Below are 13,479 nucleotides of genomic sequence, written 5' to 3' on the forward strand. Positions count from 1 at the left end.
GCCAACGCTTTTCCATTGGCCATTTGGTCGTTAGGGAGAACTCCGTTCTTATGATCCGCCGTTCATTACCTGCCGTGTTTGCCTTGATCTTCGCCGCCCCGTTGCTGGCGGCGCCTGCTGGCCAGCAGACGCTGTTCAACTTTGTCCGTCCCGCCGACGTGGTGAAAATCACCACGGAAAACGCCGACCTGCCGCAAGCCAACGCCGAACAAACCCCAGAGGGTGAAGTGTTGCGCCGGGTGACGTTCAACCCGGTGGCCCGCCCGACGTTGCGCCTGACTCCGCAGACCGGTGCCTGGGACTGGTCGCAGTCCGGAATGATGAGCCTGCGCCTGCAGAGTGCGATGAACTGGGCCGTGACGGTCTATGTGCAGATCCAGAGCAACAATGGCCAGACGCTGACCAGTCGCGTCGACCTGCCGGCCGGCCCGGCGCAAACCTTGCTGGTGCCGTTGGTAGCGGCTACGCCACTGAGCCAGGGCATGAAGGCCGGGCCGCCGATGCCGATGACCGTCGATGGTCAACGCATTCTGCTGGCCAGCAGTAGCGGCGAGATTGATCGAAGCCAAATCGTATCGGTGAGTCTGTCGATGGATCAGCCGAAAGTTGCCCAGAGCCTGCTGCTCGAACGCTTTGGCGTGCAGGACGGCGAGGCGGTCACGCAAGCGGTGTACGGCAATCTGGTCGACGCTTATGGTCAGTCGACCCGCAGCAAATGGCCGGAAAAAATCGCCACTGACGAACAACTCAAATCTGCCGCCGCCAAGGAACAGCAACAGCTGAAAACCTGGCTGGCCGAGCGCGAGAAGTCCTCGCTGGACAAGTTCGGCGGCTGGAGCAAAGGCCCGGCCTTTAAGGCCAGCGGCTTCTTCCGCACGGAAAAACGCGACGGTCGCTGGTATCTGGTGACGCCAGAAGGGCATCCGTTTTACTCCCTCGGCGTCAACACCATCAGCCCCGAGGTCAACCAGACCTACGTGGCGGGTCGCGAATACATGTTCGAATCCCTGCCAAAAACCGGCGAGCCCCTGGCCATTCACTTCGGTGAAGGCGACAACCGTGGCGGCAACGGTGCCGATCAGGGCCGGGGCTACGGCAATGGGCGCTGGTACGACTTCTATGCCGCCAACCTGCAGCGGGTCTACGGCGAGCCTTGCGCGCCGGACAGCGACGGCAAGGCCGGGATCGCTGAAGCGGCCAAGGCTGGCGCGGTGGAAGAAACGGCAGCGAAAGCCGCAGAGCCTGTAGCAGGCGCCAGCGAAGCGAAGTCCGGTGTCGCCGAAGCGGCGAAAACCGACGCGGTGGCAACGACTGCTGAAAAAGCTGCCGATCAAACCGTCACGGCTCCGTGCAAAGCCACGGTCGATGAGCAGCAGTGGGCCAGCCATACCCTTGATCGCTTGCAAGCCTGGGGTTTCAACACGATCGGCAACTGGAGTGCCGATGCGCTGGCTGACGCCGACCGCGTGCCGTACACCTTGCCGTTGTCGATCGTCGGCGATTACACCAGCATCAGCACCGGCAGCGACTGGTGGGGCGGTATGCCCGACCCGTTCGATCCGCGTTTCGCCATGGCCACCGAACGCGCCGTGGCCATCGCTGCCCGCGATCATCGCGATGATCCGTGGCTGATTGGCTATTTCGCCGATAACGAACTGGCGTGGGCCGGTCCCGGCGACGATCCGAAATCCCGTTACGCGCTGGCGTACGGCACCTTGAAAATGACCACCGACGTGCCGGCCAAACGCGCGTTTCTCAAGCAATTGCGTGACAAATACCGTAATCAGGCGGGGCTGTCGAAAGCCTGGGGCATCGACCTGCCGGCGTGGGAATTGATGGAAGATCCGGGTTTCGTCCCGCCGCTGCCGAACCCGGAACACCCGGAAATCGAGGCCGACTTCAAATACTTCCAGAAGGTCTTCGCCGACACCTATTTCAAGACCATCTCCGACTCGCTGAAATGGCATGCGCCGAACCAGTTGCTGCTCGGCGGCCGCTTCGCCATCAGCACCCCGGAAGCCGTGGCGTCCTGCGCGCAATATTGCGATGTGCTGAGTTTCAACATGTACACGCTCAAACCGCAGGATGGTTATGACTTTGCCGCTTTGAATGCATTGGACAAACCGGTGCTGATTACCGAGTTCAACTTCGGCTCCACTGATCGCGGCCCGTTCTGGGGCGGTGTGACGCAACTGGCCAAGGAAGAGGATCGCGGCGCGGCGTATGCCAACTTCCTCAAACAGGCCTTGAGTGAACCGTCGATTGTCGGCGTGCACTGGTTCCAGTATCTGGATCAACCGGTGACCGGGCGTCTGCTGGATGGCGAGAACGGGCACTTTGGTTTGGTCGGCGTGACCGATCTGCCGTATCAGGGCTTTGTCGAAACGGTGCGCAAGAGCAATTTGCAGGCGGTTGATCAGCTTGGCAAAGAGGCGGAGAAAGCCGCAGCGGTCGCCGGTCATGAAGCTGAAGGCGGGCGCAAGGGCGAAGCCGGCAAAGGCCCGGGTGCAGGGCATGCGGGTGGGCATTCGGGCAATGGTCACTGACTGACACTGTGGCGAGTGGGCAAGCCCCCTCGCCACACCCAAAAATCCGATTCAACCGTCCAGCCCGCAGCTGTTCCCAAATCCCTCAAGGGCTGGAACAATGCGGGCCACTTTGTAGAGCGTTTTCGCGGGGGAGTTGCGGGTGCAGATTCAGGGACATTACGAGCTTCAATTCGAAGCGGTGCGCGAAGCTTTCGCCGCACTGTTCGACGATCCCCAGGAACGCGGCGCAGCCTTGTGCATTCAGGTCGGCGGAGAAACCGTCCTCGACCTCTGGTCCGGTACCGCCGACAAGGATGGCGCCGAGGCCTGGCACAGCGACACCATCGCCAATCTGTTCTCCTGCACCAAAACCTTCACCGCCGTCACTGCGCTGCAACTGGTCGCCGAGGGCAAGTTGCAACTGGATGTTCCGGTCGCCCGCTACTGGCCGGAGTTCGCCGCCGCCGGCAAAGAGGCCGTGACCCTGCGCCAATTGCTCTGCCATCAGGCCGGTCTGCCGGCCCTGCGCGAGTTGCTGGCGCCTGAAGCCCTTTATGAATGGCAAACCATGGTCGACGCTCTCGCGGCTGAGGCGCCGTGGTGGACGCCGGGCACTGGCCACGGTTATGCCGCGATCACTTACGGCTGGCTGATCGGTGAGTTGTTGCGCCGCGCCGACGGTCGCGGACCGGGTGAATCCATCGTCGCCCGTGTCGCCAAGCCACTGGGTCTGGATTTCCATGTCGGTTTGGCCGACGAAGAGTTTCACCGTGTCGCGCATATCGCCCGGGGCAAGGGCAATGCGGGTGATGCCGCCGCTCAGCGTCTTCTGCAAGTGACCATGCGTGAACCGACCGCCATGACCACCCGCGCCTTCACCAACCCACCGTCGGTGCTCACCAGCACCAACAAACCGGAGTGGCGGCGCATGCAACAACCGGCAGCCAATGGCCACGGCAACGCGCGCAGCCTTGCTGGTTTCTACGCCGGTCTGCTCGACGGCAGCCTGCTTGAAAGCGACATGCTCGAAGAGCTGACCCGCGAGCATAGCCTCGGCGAAGACAAGACCCTGCTGACCCGCACCCGTTTGGGTCTGGGCTGCATGCTCGATCAACCGGACGTGCCCAACGCCACTTATGGCCTCGGCCCACGGGCGTTCGGCCATCCGGGCGCAGGCGGTTCGATCGGTTTTGCTGACCCTGAGCATGATGTCGCGTTTGGTTTTGTGACAAATACCCTAGGGCCGTACGTCTTGATGGATCCGCGTGCGCAGAAGCTCGCGCGGGTGCTTGCCACTTGTCTGTAAAGCGTCATCAGAGGTTCCAGGGCCGGAACCTCGACAGGTTTTTCGATTCAAAGCGTCTGTTTATCCGGGCGAAAGTGCTCTGATTTTTCATTACTTCATTTTGTGGATTTTCAATGTCAGCTAAAACGACTCTCGCCCTGGCCCTGTGTGTTGCGATCACCGGTTGTGCACAGACTCCGAAAAACGATGCCGACGGCGGTAGCTGGTGGCCGTTCGGGTCTTCCGACAAGGTGGCAGCCAAAGAGCCTGCCCCGGCTCCGTTGAAACCCGCTGCCGCCGCTCCGGTAGCCAAGGCTGAAAGCAGCAGCCCATGGTACTGGCCTTTTGGCTCGGACGATTCGACCGCCAAGGCCGACACCAAGCCGGAAGTGAAGCCCGAAGCCAAACCGGTTGAAGTGGCCAAAGCCGAGGCCGACAAGGGCGGCAAATGGTGGTGGCCGTTTGGCGGCAAGGATCAGGACACCGCCAAGGTCGTGCCGATGCCGGACCCGAAAGTCACTCAAGCCTGGCTCGACGACTACGAACCACGCCTGCGTACCGCGATCCAGGACAGCAATCTGCAACTCGAGCGCCGTGACAACGTGCTGGTCGTGACCGCGCCGGTAGAAGGCTCGTTCAACCCGGATCGCCCGGCGATGTTGCTGCCAGTGACCCTCGGCCCGTTCACCCGCGTGGCGAAAATCCTCGAAGCCGACCCGGAAACTGCGGTGTTGGTACTTGGCCACAGTGACTCCAGCGGTGCTGCGCCAGCCAATATCAAACTGAGTCAAGAACGTGCCCAGGCCATTGCGGCGATCTTCCGCCTCAGCGGCTTGCAGCGTGATCGCCTGATGCTGCGCGGCATGGGCTCCGAAGCCCCGCGTGCCGCCAACGACAGCGTTGAAGGCCGTGCCCTGAACCGTCGCGTGGAAATGCTGGTGACCCCGCAGAACACCATGGTTGCGCTGTTGAGCAAATACAACATGCCGGCGCCGAAGCCAGTGACCATGGTCGCTGCGCAGGACGTCAAGCCAGTGGCCAAACCAGTCACCCCGGCGCCAGCCGCGAAGAAAGCTGCCGTACCGGCCACCAAAAAGGCACCCGCCAAGAAAGCCGCTGCCAAAGCACCTGCGAAGAAAGCGCCAGCCAAGGCTCCGGCGAAGAAAACCGCACCCGCCAAAGCCGCTGCGACCGATAAGAAAGTCGCCGCTGCCGACGCCACCAAAAAGTGATCCGCTAACGAAAAGGACTGCGCCATGACCCAGGCTCTGGCAGATATGCGTCGTGATTACACCCGGGATGGTTTGACCGAGGCGCAGGCCCCGGCCGAGCCGTTCGCGCTGTTCCACCAATGGTTCGCCGATGCGGTGAAAACCGAACAGGCGCCGGTTGAAGCCAACGCCATGACCCTGGCCACGGTCGATGCGGGCGGGCGTCCGCATTGCCGCATTCTGCTGCTCAAGGGCCTGGACGAGCAGGGCTTCACCTTCTTCACCAACTACGACAGTGCCAAGGGCCAGCATCTGGCGGTCAATCCGTTTGCCGCCATGACCTTCTTCTGGCCGACCCTTGAGCGCCAGGTGCGCATCGAAGGCCGGGTAGTGAAGGTCACGCCTGAAGAGTCCGATGCGTATTATCAGGTGCGACCGCTGGGCAGTCGTCTGGGCGCCTGGGCATCGCCGCAGAGCCGGGTGATCAACGGGCGGGGAGAGCTGGAAGATCTGCTCAAGGCGACCGAACAACGTTTCAGCGACACCCAGCCTGACTGCCCGCAACACTGGGGTGGTTACCGCTTGCTGCCCGAGCGCATCGAGTTCTGGCAGGGCCGTCCGAGCCGTCTGCACGATCGCCTCAACTACCGTGTGCAGGGCGCCGACTGGATTCTTGAACGTCTGGCACCTTAAGCAGTCTACCGAGCGAGATAGCCTGCCGCAGCGGCCTCAAGCCACTTCGGCAGGTCTCGACGCTTGATCTTCTGCGCCTGAGCGCGGGCCAATTGTTCGAGCATGAAGGCGCGTTTGCCTTCGTCCTTGCCGGCCAGTGACAACGCCAGATCGCGATCTATCCAGCGTTTGATCCGTACGTACAGCCACCCATGGAAGTACAAACCGGCGACGGTGGTAACGGCAATGATGAAGTAATCCATGAAAATCCTTGGTGTCCGTGGCGCAGAATCGGTAATTTGGCGCTACTGTAGTGGCTACCTCTGGTAAAGCAGGTGTCTGTACCGCGCCTGAATGAAAGCCAATTTGTCCGGGCGGTGTCGTGACAGGCGTCAAGCCACGGAGTTTAATGAATATATGTTTCTTTGGAGTTGATGCTATGCGTAAGTCTGTTCTGCTGGTTGCTTCCTTTTCCACGATGGCGATGTTGCTTACCGGCTGCCAATCGAGCCTGACCGGTGACTCCTACTCCCGTGACGAAGCGCGTCGCGTGCAGACGATTCGCATGGGCACCATCGAATCCCTGCGTCCCGTCAAGATCGAAGGCACCAAAACCCCAATCGGCGGCGCTGCAGGCGCAGTGGTCGGCGGTGTCGGCGGCAGCGCCATCGGTGGCGGCAAAGGCAGCATCGTGGCTGCGGTCATCGGTGCAGTGGCGGGCGGTCTGATCGGCTCGGCTACTGAAGAAGGCCTGACCCGTACCCAAGGCGTGGAAATCACCGTGCGCGAAGACGACGGCAGCATGCGCGCCTATGTGCAGCAGGTTCAGGAGAATGAAGTGTTCCGCGTTGGTGAACGTGTACGCATCTCCACCGTTGGCGGGACCAGCCGCGTTTCGCACTAAGCGGAATGTAGGGTAAAGAAAACCCCGATCAGGTGACTGGTCGGGGTTTTTTTAAGGTATTTACTCGCTTCCATGACAACCCATTTGAAAATCGTATTTAGAGTCGTAGAAAGCTCGACCGATTAAAGCTTCCAATTGCTTTATCTGCTCTTGGTCGAGGTCATAACCAAAGATTTCGTCTTCGGGATTGACCCAATGCATGATTATTCTGAGCCGCTCAATGTTTCCATCGGGAACTGGGATCTCGAAAACTAACCGAGCTGTGCGTTTATTAAATGCCTCGATGGTGTGTTTCAGCTTGAAGTTGCCATAAGTCATTCGATGCACACCAACTGAACTATATGAGTAGCGTCCAAGAGCTTTTCACCAGTCCAGTCCTCCAAAACTTTGATCTGCTCTTCGTCTAAATCAGAGCCATCGAACTCATCTTCAGGATGTTGCCAGTTCATCAGCACCTTCAATGCTTCCTCGTGATGCGACGCGATCTCCACGCTTAGGAGCAAATCCTCAGTCTTTCGATCGAATACCTCTATTACATGCTTCATTTTTCTACTCTCCTTGTGGAATCGGCAGGCTTTGTTTGTTTCCCTGTTTTCGGGTCGTATTCTCCAAGGTGTTTTCCTTGCTTGGTGTACATCTCAACCTTGCCATGCTGAGAGTCCCATTCGTAAATTTTCCCCGATGCATCTTTCCAACGTCTTCGCTTTTTCCCTCCACCGCGAACGGAGGTTTTCAGTGGTGCAGGTTTCACGTCTGGAAACGCCGGCAGCGAAACAGGGGCGGGGTGGTATTTGAAATCTTTAGGGACGTTTAAGACTATATATACCGGCCTAACCCCCGAACTCGCCGGAAAGACCAGAATAAAATCCCGATACTCCGGCGGATAAACCGGATTCACCAGAATCCCGTCCGCCGCTTTCGTCGGCGGATAAACCCAGATGTGCGGCGCCTGCGGTGCAGCCTCCAAGGCAGGGATGCCGAGGATGTCTGAACCATCCACCGCCGGTGTCCAGATCAGCTCGACGCCTTCACCAAGATCCGCAATAAACTGGCTGCCACGCGCACTGAACTGCACGACATCGACCATTTCCCAATCGCGGTTCTTGCCGGTGTAAAAGCCGTAGCCCTTGAGGCTGCCGTCGGCCTGTTGTTCAACGCGCAGGCGCACGCGGGTACGGGCTTGTTTCAGGGCACGCAGTTGGTCTTCGGTGTAGAGCGCGCTGTCGCCGAGGGTGGGCGTCCAGAACAGCGCGACCACTGCCGAGAGAGCGGCAGCACCCACCGCGCCAATTGATGTGATAGTGCTAGCGGTGAGGGCGGGCATGCGTATTGCGATGCGCCCGACGCCCAGTGAAACCGTGTCGCCGCTGATCGCTTGCAGATTCAGCACGCCCGCGGCATCGACTTCGCGAGCGCCGAGCCACGCAATTTCACCGTAGTCCTTCAGGCTGTCGGTCGGCACCATGCCCGAAGGATTCGAGTAGTCAATGATGGCGTCCGGTAACTTGCAGGACTTGGCGAACACACACCCAGCGCGCGGGACCTCAGACTTTTTCGCAGCCACTTCGCGGGTGCGCTCAAAAGCCTCCTGCCGCGCCAACATGGCGTCATAAGCGTTTTGTCTGGATTCGTGAGCGGCCAGTTCGCTGGCCGTCATGTATCGGTGAGTGACGTGGTGCCCGTCGCCCGCCGGTGGGTTGGGAACCCGGGGAATGTCCTTGTTGCGAGCCACTGATCGTCCTTTCGCTCATCCATCGACAGCCCCTTGAAAGGGCTGTGCGACGTTAACGAAGCGCGAAAGATGTGGCTGTAGGACGCGTCTCTAAAGACGTGGGATTTTTCGACTACAGTAATTTATCGAGTACGAATTCTTTGAACCAGGGTGGCTGGATATCTGATTTGATTTCAATCAGCTCGCCATCGGTGATTTCTGCTATTTGTGTCAGCCCTTCACTACCTTCATCCGAGTTATCGAAAATGTAAGCTCTGTTGGATGTCAGGATAGCCTCAGAAAGTAATTCCAGAGATCTCCAGTAACGGGCTCTGATTTTTTCAGGAGGAACATTGTGCCCACCTTGCGATACACGGTAGGCAACCCTGGCTATGTTGATTTCGGGATCGGCGGTAGCGACGTAATAAACATAAACTCTGTAGCCGGAGTCATGAGCTTCGGCAAGCAGGTTGACTTTGTCTGAGGAGGACATGACCGTTTCAAACGTAAAGCTGATGCGTTCCTTGATCAGCGACCTTCGTATGAAGTCGGAAAGTGCCGAAGCGACGTAGGAGTCGATCTCAGTATTTGCGAAGCTCAGTCGCTCACCTTCAATCGTAAGGGAGTCCAGCTTTGCCAGCGAACGAAGGGATTTCTTCAGTAGCGCATGTTCACGGAGAAAATCGAAAATCTGCTCTTTATGAGACTCGATGTGATAAGAGGTGAAGTCAAAGTACCCCGTATCTTTGATCGCCCGCTCTATGTCATCCGGGTTGATGTAGTTTTCCCGCAAGTGGGCAGGAACAAGTCGATTGAAGGTACTTTTTCCCGATCCATTCGGTCCCGCAAATATCCGTATTCTGGGTGTGCTCAAGAAGTAACCTGTTTTGCAGATTTATTGATGCGCAGGCGCGTGCCGCTTTTCAGATTTCCATAAGTGCCGATCGAGCGCAGTGCAACGGATGTCTTCTCTGTCACCTCAAATAGCTGGCCATCTTTAGCGACAAGAACGGCTGCGCCATTGGCAAGTGCCATTTTGTAGGCATTGCTGAATGCCTTTAGGGCGATGTCTGGAATTCGGGATTCCTGGACGGCAATCTGATCGTCCGTCATTGGGCGTTTTTCTGCTTTACGTGACATGGATGGCTCCGGGATTACCGTGTGGAAACGGGCACTGGCTTCACGAAAGATATAGCACACTTGCGTGAATCATTGCTAAACCACGCGAGAAGTGTGCTGGTTGTCTTGGGCCAGCACTCAGGCCCCTTGAATGCTGCTTCTGCGACTCGCCGCCGCCGTCACCGCATAACCGATCAACGCGGCAAACAACGATCCGGTCAGAATGCCCATTCGATCCATGCCGGCGTAGTCGCTCACGCCCGGTTCAAACGCCAGCGAACCGACAAACAGGCTCATGGTGAAGCCGATGCCGCAGAGGATGGCGACGCCCAACACCTGACCCCAATTGGCACCCTGGGGCAGGGAAGCGATGCCGATCTTCACGGCCAGCCAGGTCAGGCCGAACACGCCGACGGTCTTGCCCAGCAAGAGGCCGACGGCGATGCCCATGGGTACGTGGTGGGTAAAGCTTTCCACGGTGACACCGCTCAGCGACAGGCCAGCGTTGGCAAAGGCGAACAGCGGCAGAATGCCGTAGGCCACCCAAGGATGCAGCGCGTGTTCCAGCGTCAGCAGTGGCGAAGGTTCGGCGTTTTTCGTCCGCAGCGGGATGCAGAAGGCCAGAGTCACGCCGGCCAGCGTCGCATGGACACCGCTCTTGAGAACGCACACCCACAGGATCAGGCCGATGATCATGTACGGCCCAAGCTTGACCACGCCGAGCCGGTTCATCGCCACCAGCGCCGCTATACACGCCGCCGCCAGGCCCAGCGACAGAGTCGACAATTCACCCGAGTAGAAGATCGCAATGATCACGATGGCGCCGAGGTCGTCGATGATCGCCAGCGTCATCAGAAACAACTTCAGCGACACAGGCACACGCTTGCCCAGCAGGGCCAGCACGCCGAGGGCGAAGGCGATGTCGGTGGCGGTCGGGATGGCCCAGCCGTCGAGCGCTGCCGGGTTGTCGCGGTTGAGGAACCAGTAGATCAGCGCCGGCACCAGCATGCCGCCGATAGCGGCCGCGCCAGGTAACACGATCTGCGATGGCTTGGACAGCTGACCGTCGAGGACTTCGCGCTTCACTTCCAGGCCAATCAGCAGGAAGAACAGTGCCATCAGGCCGTCGTTGATCCACAGCAGCAAGGGCTTGGCGATTTTCAGCGCGCCGATCTGTGCTACCACTGGCGTGTCGAGCAGGCCGGTGTACAGCCACGACAGGGGCGAGTTGTTGATAATCAAAGCCAGAATGGCCGCGGCGATCAATAACAGACCGCTGGCAGCTTCCAACTGAAAGAAACGCGTGAAAGTGCTACGCAGAGGCAAGGTCGCTCTCCATCGAATCGTCAAAAAGGTGGAACACCCTAACCCGTACTGTTAGTTGTTAAAACAAAAGTTATATTCTTTTTTGTTATATGTCGTTACAAGGTGTCTGGCTCAAGTCACGCTGAGCCTAGCAGTTGCCCGACACATTGAGACTCAGCTGTATCTGTGCGCGCTGCAGGATTTTTCCTAAGCTGACGGATGAGCCTTCCAGGGAGGCTGATCTCCCGCCGCGATCCAATGAGAATCATGACCATGAGCGACAACCGACAGTGGGCACGCGAAGCTATCCGCATCATCGAAGCGGATTTCCAGCGCAGCGCCGACACCCACCTGATCCCCTTGCCGCTGCCGGGTTTCCCGGGCATCGAGTTGTACTTCAAGGACGAATCCAGTCATCCGACCGGCAGCCTCAAGCACCGTCTGGCCCGTTCGCTGTTTCTGTATGCGCTGTGTAATGGCTGGCTCAAACCCGGCGCGCCGGTGATCGAGGCGTCCAGCGGTTCGACGGCGATTTCCGAAGCGTATTTCGCGCGCATGCTCGGTCTGCCGTTCATAGCGGTCATGCCGGCGACCACGTCGAAGGAGAAGATTGCCCAGATTGCTTTCTACGGTGGTCAGAGTCATCTGGTGAAAGATCCGACGCAGATCTACGCCGAATCCGAGCGCCTGGCTCGCGAGCATGGTGGTCACTTCATCGACCAGTTCACTTACGCGGAGCGCGCCACCGACTGGCGGGCGAACAACAACATCGCCGAATCGATCTTCCAGCAGATGCGCTACGAGAAGCACCCCGAGCCGAGCTGGCTGATTTCCAGCCCCGGCACCGGCGGCACCACCGCGACCCTCGGCCGCTACGTGCGCTATCGCCAGCACTGCACCCGCGTACTGTGCGCGGATGCCGAGCGTTCGGTGTTCTTCGATTACTACCAGACCGGCGATGCCAGTCTGCGCCTGGATTGCGGTTCGCGGATCGAGGGTATTGGTCGGCCAAGGGTGGAAGCGTCGTTCCTGCCCAAAGTGATCGATGCCATGGTCAAGGTGCCGGACGCCTTGTCACTGGCAGCCATGCACTATTTGGCGCAGCGTCTGGGGCGGCATGTCGGTGGGTCGAGCGGGACCAATCTGATCGGTGCGCTGATGGCGGCGCAGCAGATGAAAGCGGCGGGGGAGTCGGGGTCGATCGTGGCGATTCTGTGCGATGGCGGCGAGCGTTATGCAGACACTTATTACGATCAGGACTGGCTCAAGGTGCAGGGGTATGAGTTGAGTGGGTTGATCGCGGCGGTAGCGGCGAGTGCCGAACGCGGTGAGGCGCTGCCGACTTCAGTGTTGCGCGCCAATATCTGACACACCTGAATCAAATGTGGGAGCTGGCTTGCCAGCGATGACTGACTCAGATTCAACATTGATGTTGACTGAATTTCCGCCATCGCTGGCAAGCCAGCTCCCACAGTTTTTTGCGTTGTTGCAGATTTAGCTGATCAGGCTTCCAGGCCCAGAATGTCGCGAGCCACGGCTTCGGCGATGCGAATCCCGTCAACCCCCGCCGACAGAATCCCGCCCGCATAACCCGCGCCTTCACCGGCCGGGAACAGGCCTTTCACGTTCATGCTCTGCAGCGTTTCGTTACGGGTAATACGCAGCGGCGACGAGGTGCGCGTCTCGATCCCGGTCAACACCGCATCGTGCAGCGAGTAACCGCGAATCTGCTTCTCGAACGCCGGCAATGCTTCACGGATCGCTTCAATGGCAAAGTCCGGCAGCGCCAGGGCCAGATCGCCCAGTGCTACGCCCGGTTTATACGACGGCTCGACTTCACCCAGTTCGGTCGAAGGAATGTCGTTGATGAAGTCGCCAACCAGTTGTGCCGGGGCTTTGTAATCGCTGCCGCCGAGGATGAACGCGTGGGATTCCAGGCGCTCCTGCAACTCGATGCCGGCCAGCGGGCCGCCCGGATAATCGACTTCCGGAGTGATGCCGACGACGATGCCGGAGTTGGCATTGCGCTCGTTACGCGAGTACTGGCTCATGCCGTTGGTGACCACGCGGTTCGGCTCGGAAGTCGCTGCGACCACGGTGCCGCCCGGGCACATGCAGAAGCTGTAGACCGAGCGGCCGTTCTTGGCGTGGTGCACCAGTTTGTAGTCGGCAGCGCCCAGTTTCGGGTGGCCGGCGTATTTGCCCAGCCGTGCGCGGTCGATCAGCGATTGCGGGTGTTCGATACGGAAGCCCACCGAGAACGGCTTGGCTTCCATGAACACGCCACGGCTGTGGAGCATGCGGAAGGTGTCACGGGCACTGTGGCCGAGGGCCATGACCACGTGTTTCGAATGCAGGGTTTCGCCACTCGCCAGTTGCACGCCGACCAGTTGGCCGTCGTCGATCAGCACGTCAGTGACGCGCTCCTGGAAACGCACTTCCCCCCCCAGTGCGCGGATTTCTTCACGCATGGTTTCGACCATGCCGGTCAGACGGAACGTGCCGATGTGCGGCTTGCTGACGTAGAGGATTTCTTCCGGCGCGCCAGCCTTGACGAATTCGTGCAGGACTTTACGGCCAAGGAACTTCGGATCCTTGATCTGGCTGTACAGCTTGCCGTCGGAGAACGTCCCCGCGCCGCCTTCGCCGAACTGCACGTTCGACTCGGGGTTGAGCACGCTTTTACGCCACAGGCCCCAGGTGTCCTTGGTGCGCTGACGCACTTCGGTGCCGCGTTCGAGGCT

At 59.4% G+C, this 13,479-nt stretch carries 14 protein-coding genes; 6 read left to right on the top strand and 8 right to left on the bottom strand.

The features are described from left to right. The first annotated feature begins 50 nt into the window (after positions 1 to 50). The 4 genes from ACIONG_RS24395 (at position 51) to pdxH (ending at position 5,717) form a co-directional block, all read left to right on the top strand. Entirely contained in the window at positions 51 to 2,546 is a 2,496-nt protein-coding gene (locus ACIONG_RS24395; RefSeq protein ID WP_401303212.1) for a beta-agarase, read from the top strand. Positions 2,547 to 2,688: 142 nt separating this feature from the next. Further along, the gene (locus tag ACIONG_RS24400; RefSeq protein WP_401303214.1) at positions 2,689 to 3,834 is read left to right on the top strand and encodes a serine hydrolase domain-containing protein; all 1,146 of its coding nucleotides are present in this window, start codon (positions 2,689 to 2,691) and stop codon (positions 3,832 to 3,834) included. Between the two features lie 113 nt (positions 3,835 to 3,947). After that, a complete protein-coding gene (locus tag ACIONG_RS24405) occupies positions 3,948 to 5,045 on the top strand; it encodes an OmpA family protein (RefSeq protein WP_401303216.1) in 1,098 nt (365 codons plus the stop codon). A gap of 24 nt (positions 5,046 to 5,069) precedes the next feature. Next, a complete protein-coding gene (gene pdxH / locus ACIONG_RS24410; protein ID WP_401303218.1) occupies positions 5,070 to 5,717 on the top strand; it encodes a pyridoxamine 5'-phosphate oxidase in 648 nt (215 codons plus the stop codon). Between the two features lie 5 nt (positions 5,718 to 5,722). On the opposite strand, the gene ACIONG_RS24415 is transcribed toward pdxH, so the two are convergent. Next, positions 5,723 to 5,959: a hypothetical protein gene (locus ACIONG_RS24415; RefSeq protein ID WP_103306601.1), complete on the bottom strand. Its 237-nt coding sequence runs from the start codon at positions 5,957 to 5,959 to the stop codon at positions 5,723 to 5,725. A gap of 176 nt (positions 5,960 to 6,135) precedes the next feature. Between ACIONG_RS24415 and ACIONG_RS24420 the strand changes: the two genes are divergently transcribed. Beyond that, complete coding sequence (locus ACIONG_RS24420) at positions 6,136 to 6,600, top strand: glycine zipper 2TM domain-containing protein (protein WP_007969461.1); 465 nt, start codon at positions 6,136 to 6,138, stop codon at positions 6,598 to 6,600. A gap of 60 nt (positions 6,601 to 6,660) precedes the next feature. Here ACIONG_RS24420 and ACIONG_RS24425 read toward each other — a convergent pair whose 3' ends face one another. The 6 genes from ACIONG_RS24425 to nhaA form a co-directional block, all read right to left on the bottom strand. Next, positions 6,661 to 6,918, bottom strand: coding sequence for a hypothetical protein (locus tag ACIONG_RS24425; protein ID WP_249412104.1), 258 nt, complete (start codon positions 6,916 to 6,918; stop codon positions 6,661 to 6,663). Then, positions 6,915 to 7,145, bottom strand: coding sequence for a hypothetical protein (locus tag ACIONG_RS24430; protein WP_103306602.1), 231 nt, complete (start codon positions 7,143 to 7,145; stop codon positions 6,915 to 6,917). The genes ACIONG_RS24425 and ACIONG_RS24430 overlap by 4 nt, the downstream gene beginning before the upstream one ends. Beyond that, entirely contained in the window at positions 7,142 to 8,332 is a 1,191-nt protein-coding gene (locus ACIONG_RS24435) for a colicin E3/pyocin S6 family cytotoxin (RefSeq protein WP_401303221.1), read from the bottom strand. Before ACIONG_RS24435 ends, ACIONG_RS24430 begins: the two co-directional genes overlap by 4 nt. 112 nt (positions 8,333 to 8,444) lie before the next feature. Continuing rightward, positions 8,445 to 9,185 (bottom strand): zeta toxin family protein, encoded by a 741-nt coding sequence (locus tag ACIONG_RS24440; protein WP_401303223.1) that lies wholly within the window; start codon positions 9,183 to 9,185, stop codon positions 8,445 to 8,447. Further along, positions 9,182 to 9,451 (bottom strand): hypothetical protein, encoded by a 270-nt coding sequence (locus ACIONG_RS24445; protein WP_401303225.1) that lies wholly within the window; start codon positions 9,449 to 9,451, stop codon positions 9,182 to 9,184. Before ACIONG_RS24445 ends, ACIONG_RS24440 begins: the two co-directional genes overlap by 4 nt. Before the next feature lie 117 nt (positions 9,452 to 9,568). Further along, positions 9,569 to 10,756 (bottom strand): Na+/H+ antiporter NhaA, encoded by a 1,188-nt coding sequence (gene nhaA / locus ACIONG_RS24450; RefSeq protein WP_401303227.1) that lies wholly within the window; start codon positions 10,754 to 10,756, stop codon positions 9,569 to 9,571. A 252-nt stretch (positions 10,757 to 11,008) separates the two neighbouring features. On the opposite strand from nhaA, the gene ACIONG_RS24455 reads away from it, so the two are divergent. Then, the gene (locus tag ACIONG_RS24455; protein ID WP_401303229.1) at positions 11,009 to 12,103 is read left to right on the top strand and encodes a PLP-dependent cysteine synthase family protein; all 1,095 of its coding nucleotides are present in this window, start codon (positions 11,009 to 11,011) and stop codon (positions 12,101 to 12,103) included. Between the two features lie 134 nt (positions 12,104 to 12,237). On the opposite strand, the gene ACIONG_RS24460 is transcribed toward ACIONG_RS24455, so the two are convergent. Then, the coding region (locus ACIONG_RS24460; RefSeq protein WP_401303231.1) for an NAD(P)/FAD-dependent oxidoreductase at positions 12,238 to 13,479 on the bottom strand (1,242 nt) is incomplete at its 5' end.

Origin of the sequence: Pseudomonas sp. NPDC087817 (assembly GCF_044742875.1) — a bacterium.
Classification (GTDB): domain Bacteria; phylum Pseudomonadota; class Gammaproteobacteria; order Pseudomonadales; family Pseudomonadaceae; genus Aquipseudomonas.

What these genes read in the sequence shown, in the direction of transcription:
- ACIONG_RS24420 (WP_007969461.1), top strand. Translation starts at nt 6,136, where the DNA reads ATGCGTAAGTCTGTTCTGCTGGTTGCTTCCTTTTCCACGATGGCGATG.
- pdxH (WP_401303218.1), top strand. Translation starts at nt 5,070, where the DNA reads ATGACCCAGGCTCTGGCAGATATGCGTCGTGATTACACCCGGGATGGT.
- ACIONG_RS24445 (WP_401303225.1), bottom strand. Translation starts at nt 9,451, where the DNA reads ATGTCACGTAAAGCAGAAAAACGCCCAATGACGGACGATCAGATTGCC.
- ACIONG_RS24395 (WP_401303212.1), top strand. Translation starts at nt 51, where the DNA reads ATGATCCGCCGTTCATTACCTGCCGTGTTTGCCTTGATCTTCGCCGCC.
- ACIONG_RS24415 (WP_103306601.1), bottom strand. Translation starts at nt 5,959, where the DNA reads ATGGATTACTTCATCATTGCCGTTACCACCGTCGCCGGTTTGTACTTC.
- ACIONG_RS24455 (WP_401303229.1), top strand. Translation starts at nt 11,009, where the DNA reads ATGAGCGACAACCGACAGTGGGCACGCGAAGCTATCCGCATCATCGAA.
- ACIONG_RS24405 (WP_401303216.1), top strand. Translation starts at nt 3,948, where the DNA reads ATGTCAGCTAAAACGACTCTCGCCCTGGCCCTGTGTGTTGCGATCACC.
- ACIONG_RS24425 (WP_249412104.1), bottom strand. Translation starts at nt 6,918, where the DNA reads ATGACTTATGGCAACTTCAAGCTGAAACACACCATCGAGGCATTTAAT.
- ACIONG_RS24430 (WP_103306602.1), bottom strand. Translation starts at nt 7,145, where the DNA reads ATGAAGCATGTAATAGAGGTATTCGATCGAAAGACTGAGGATTTGCTC.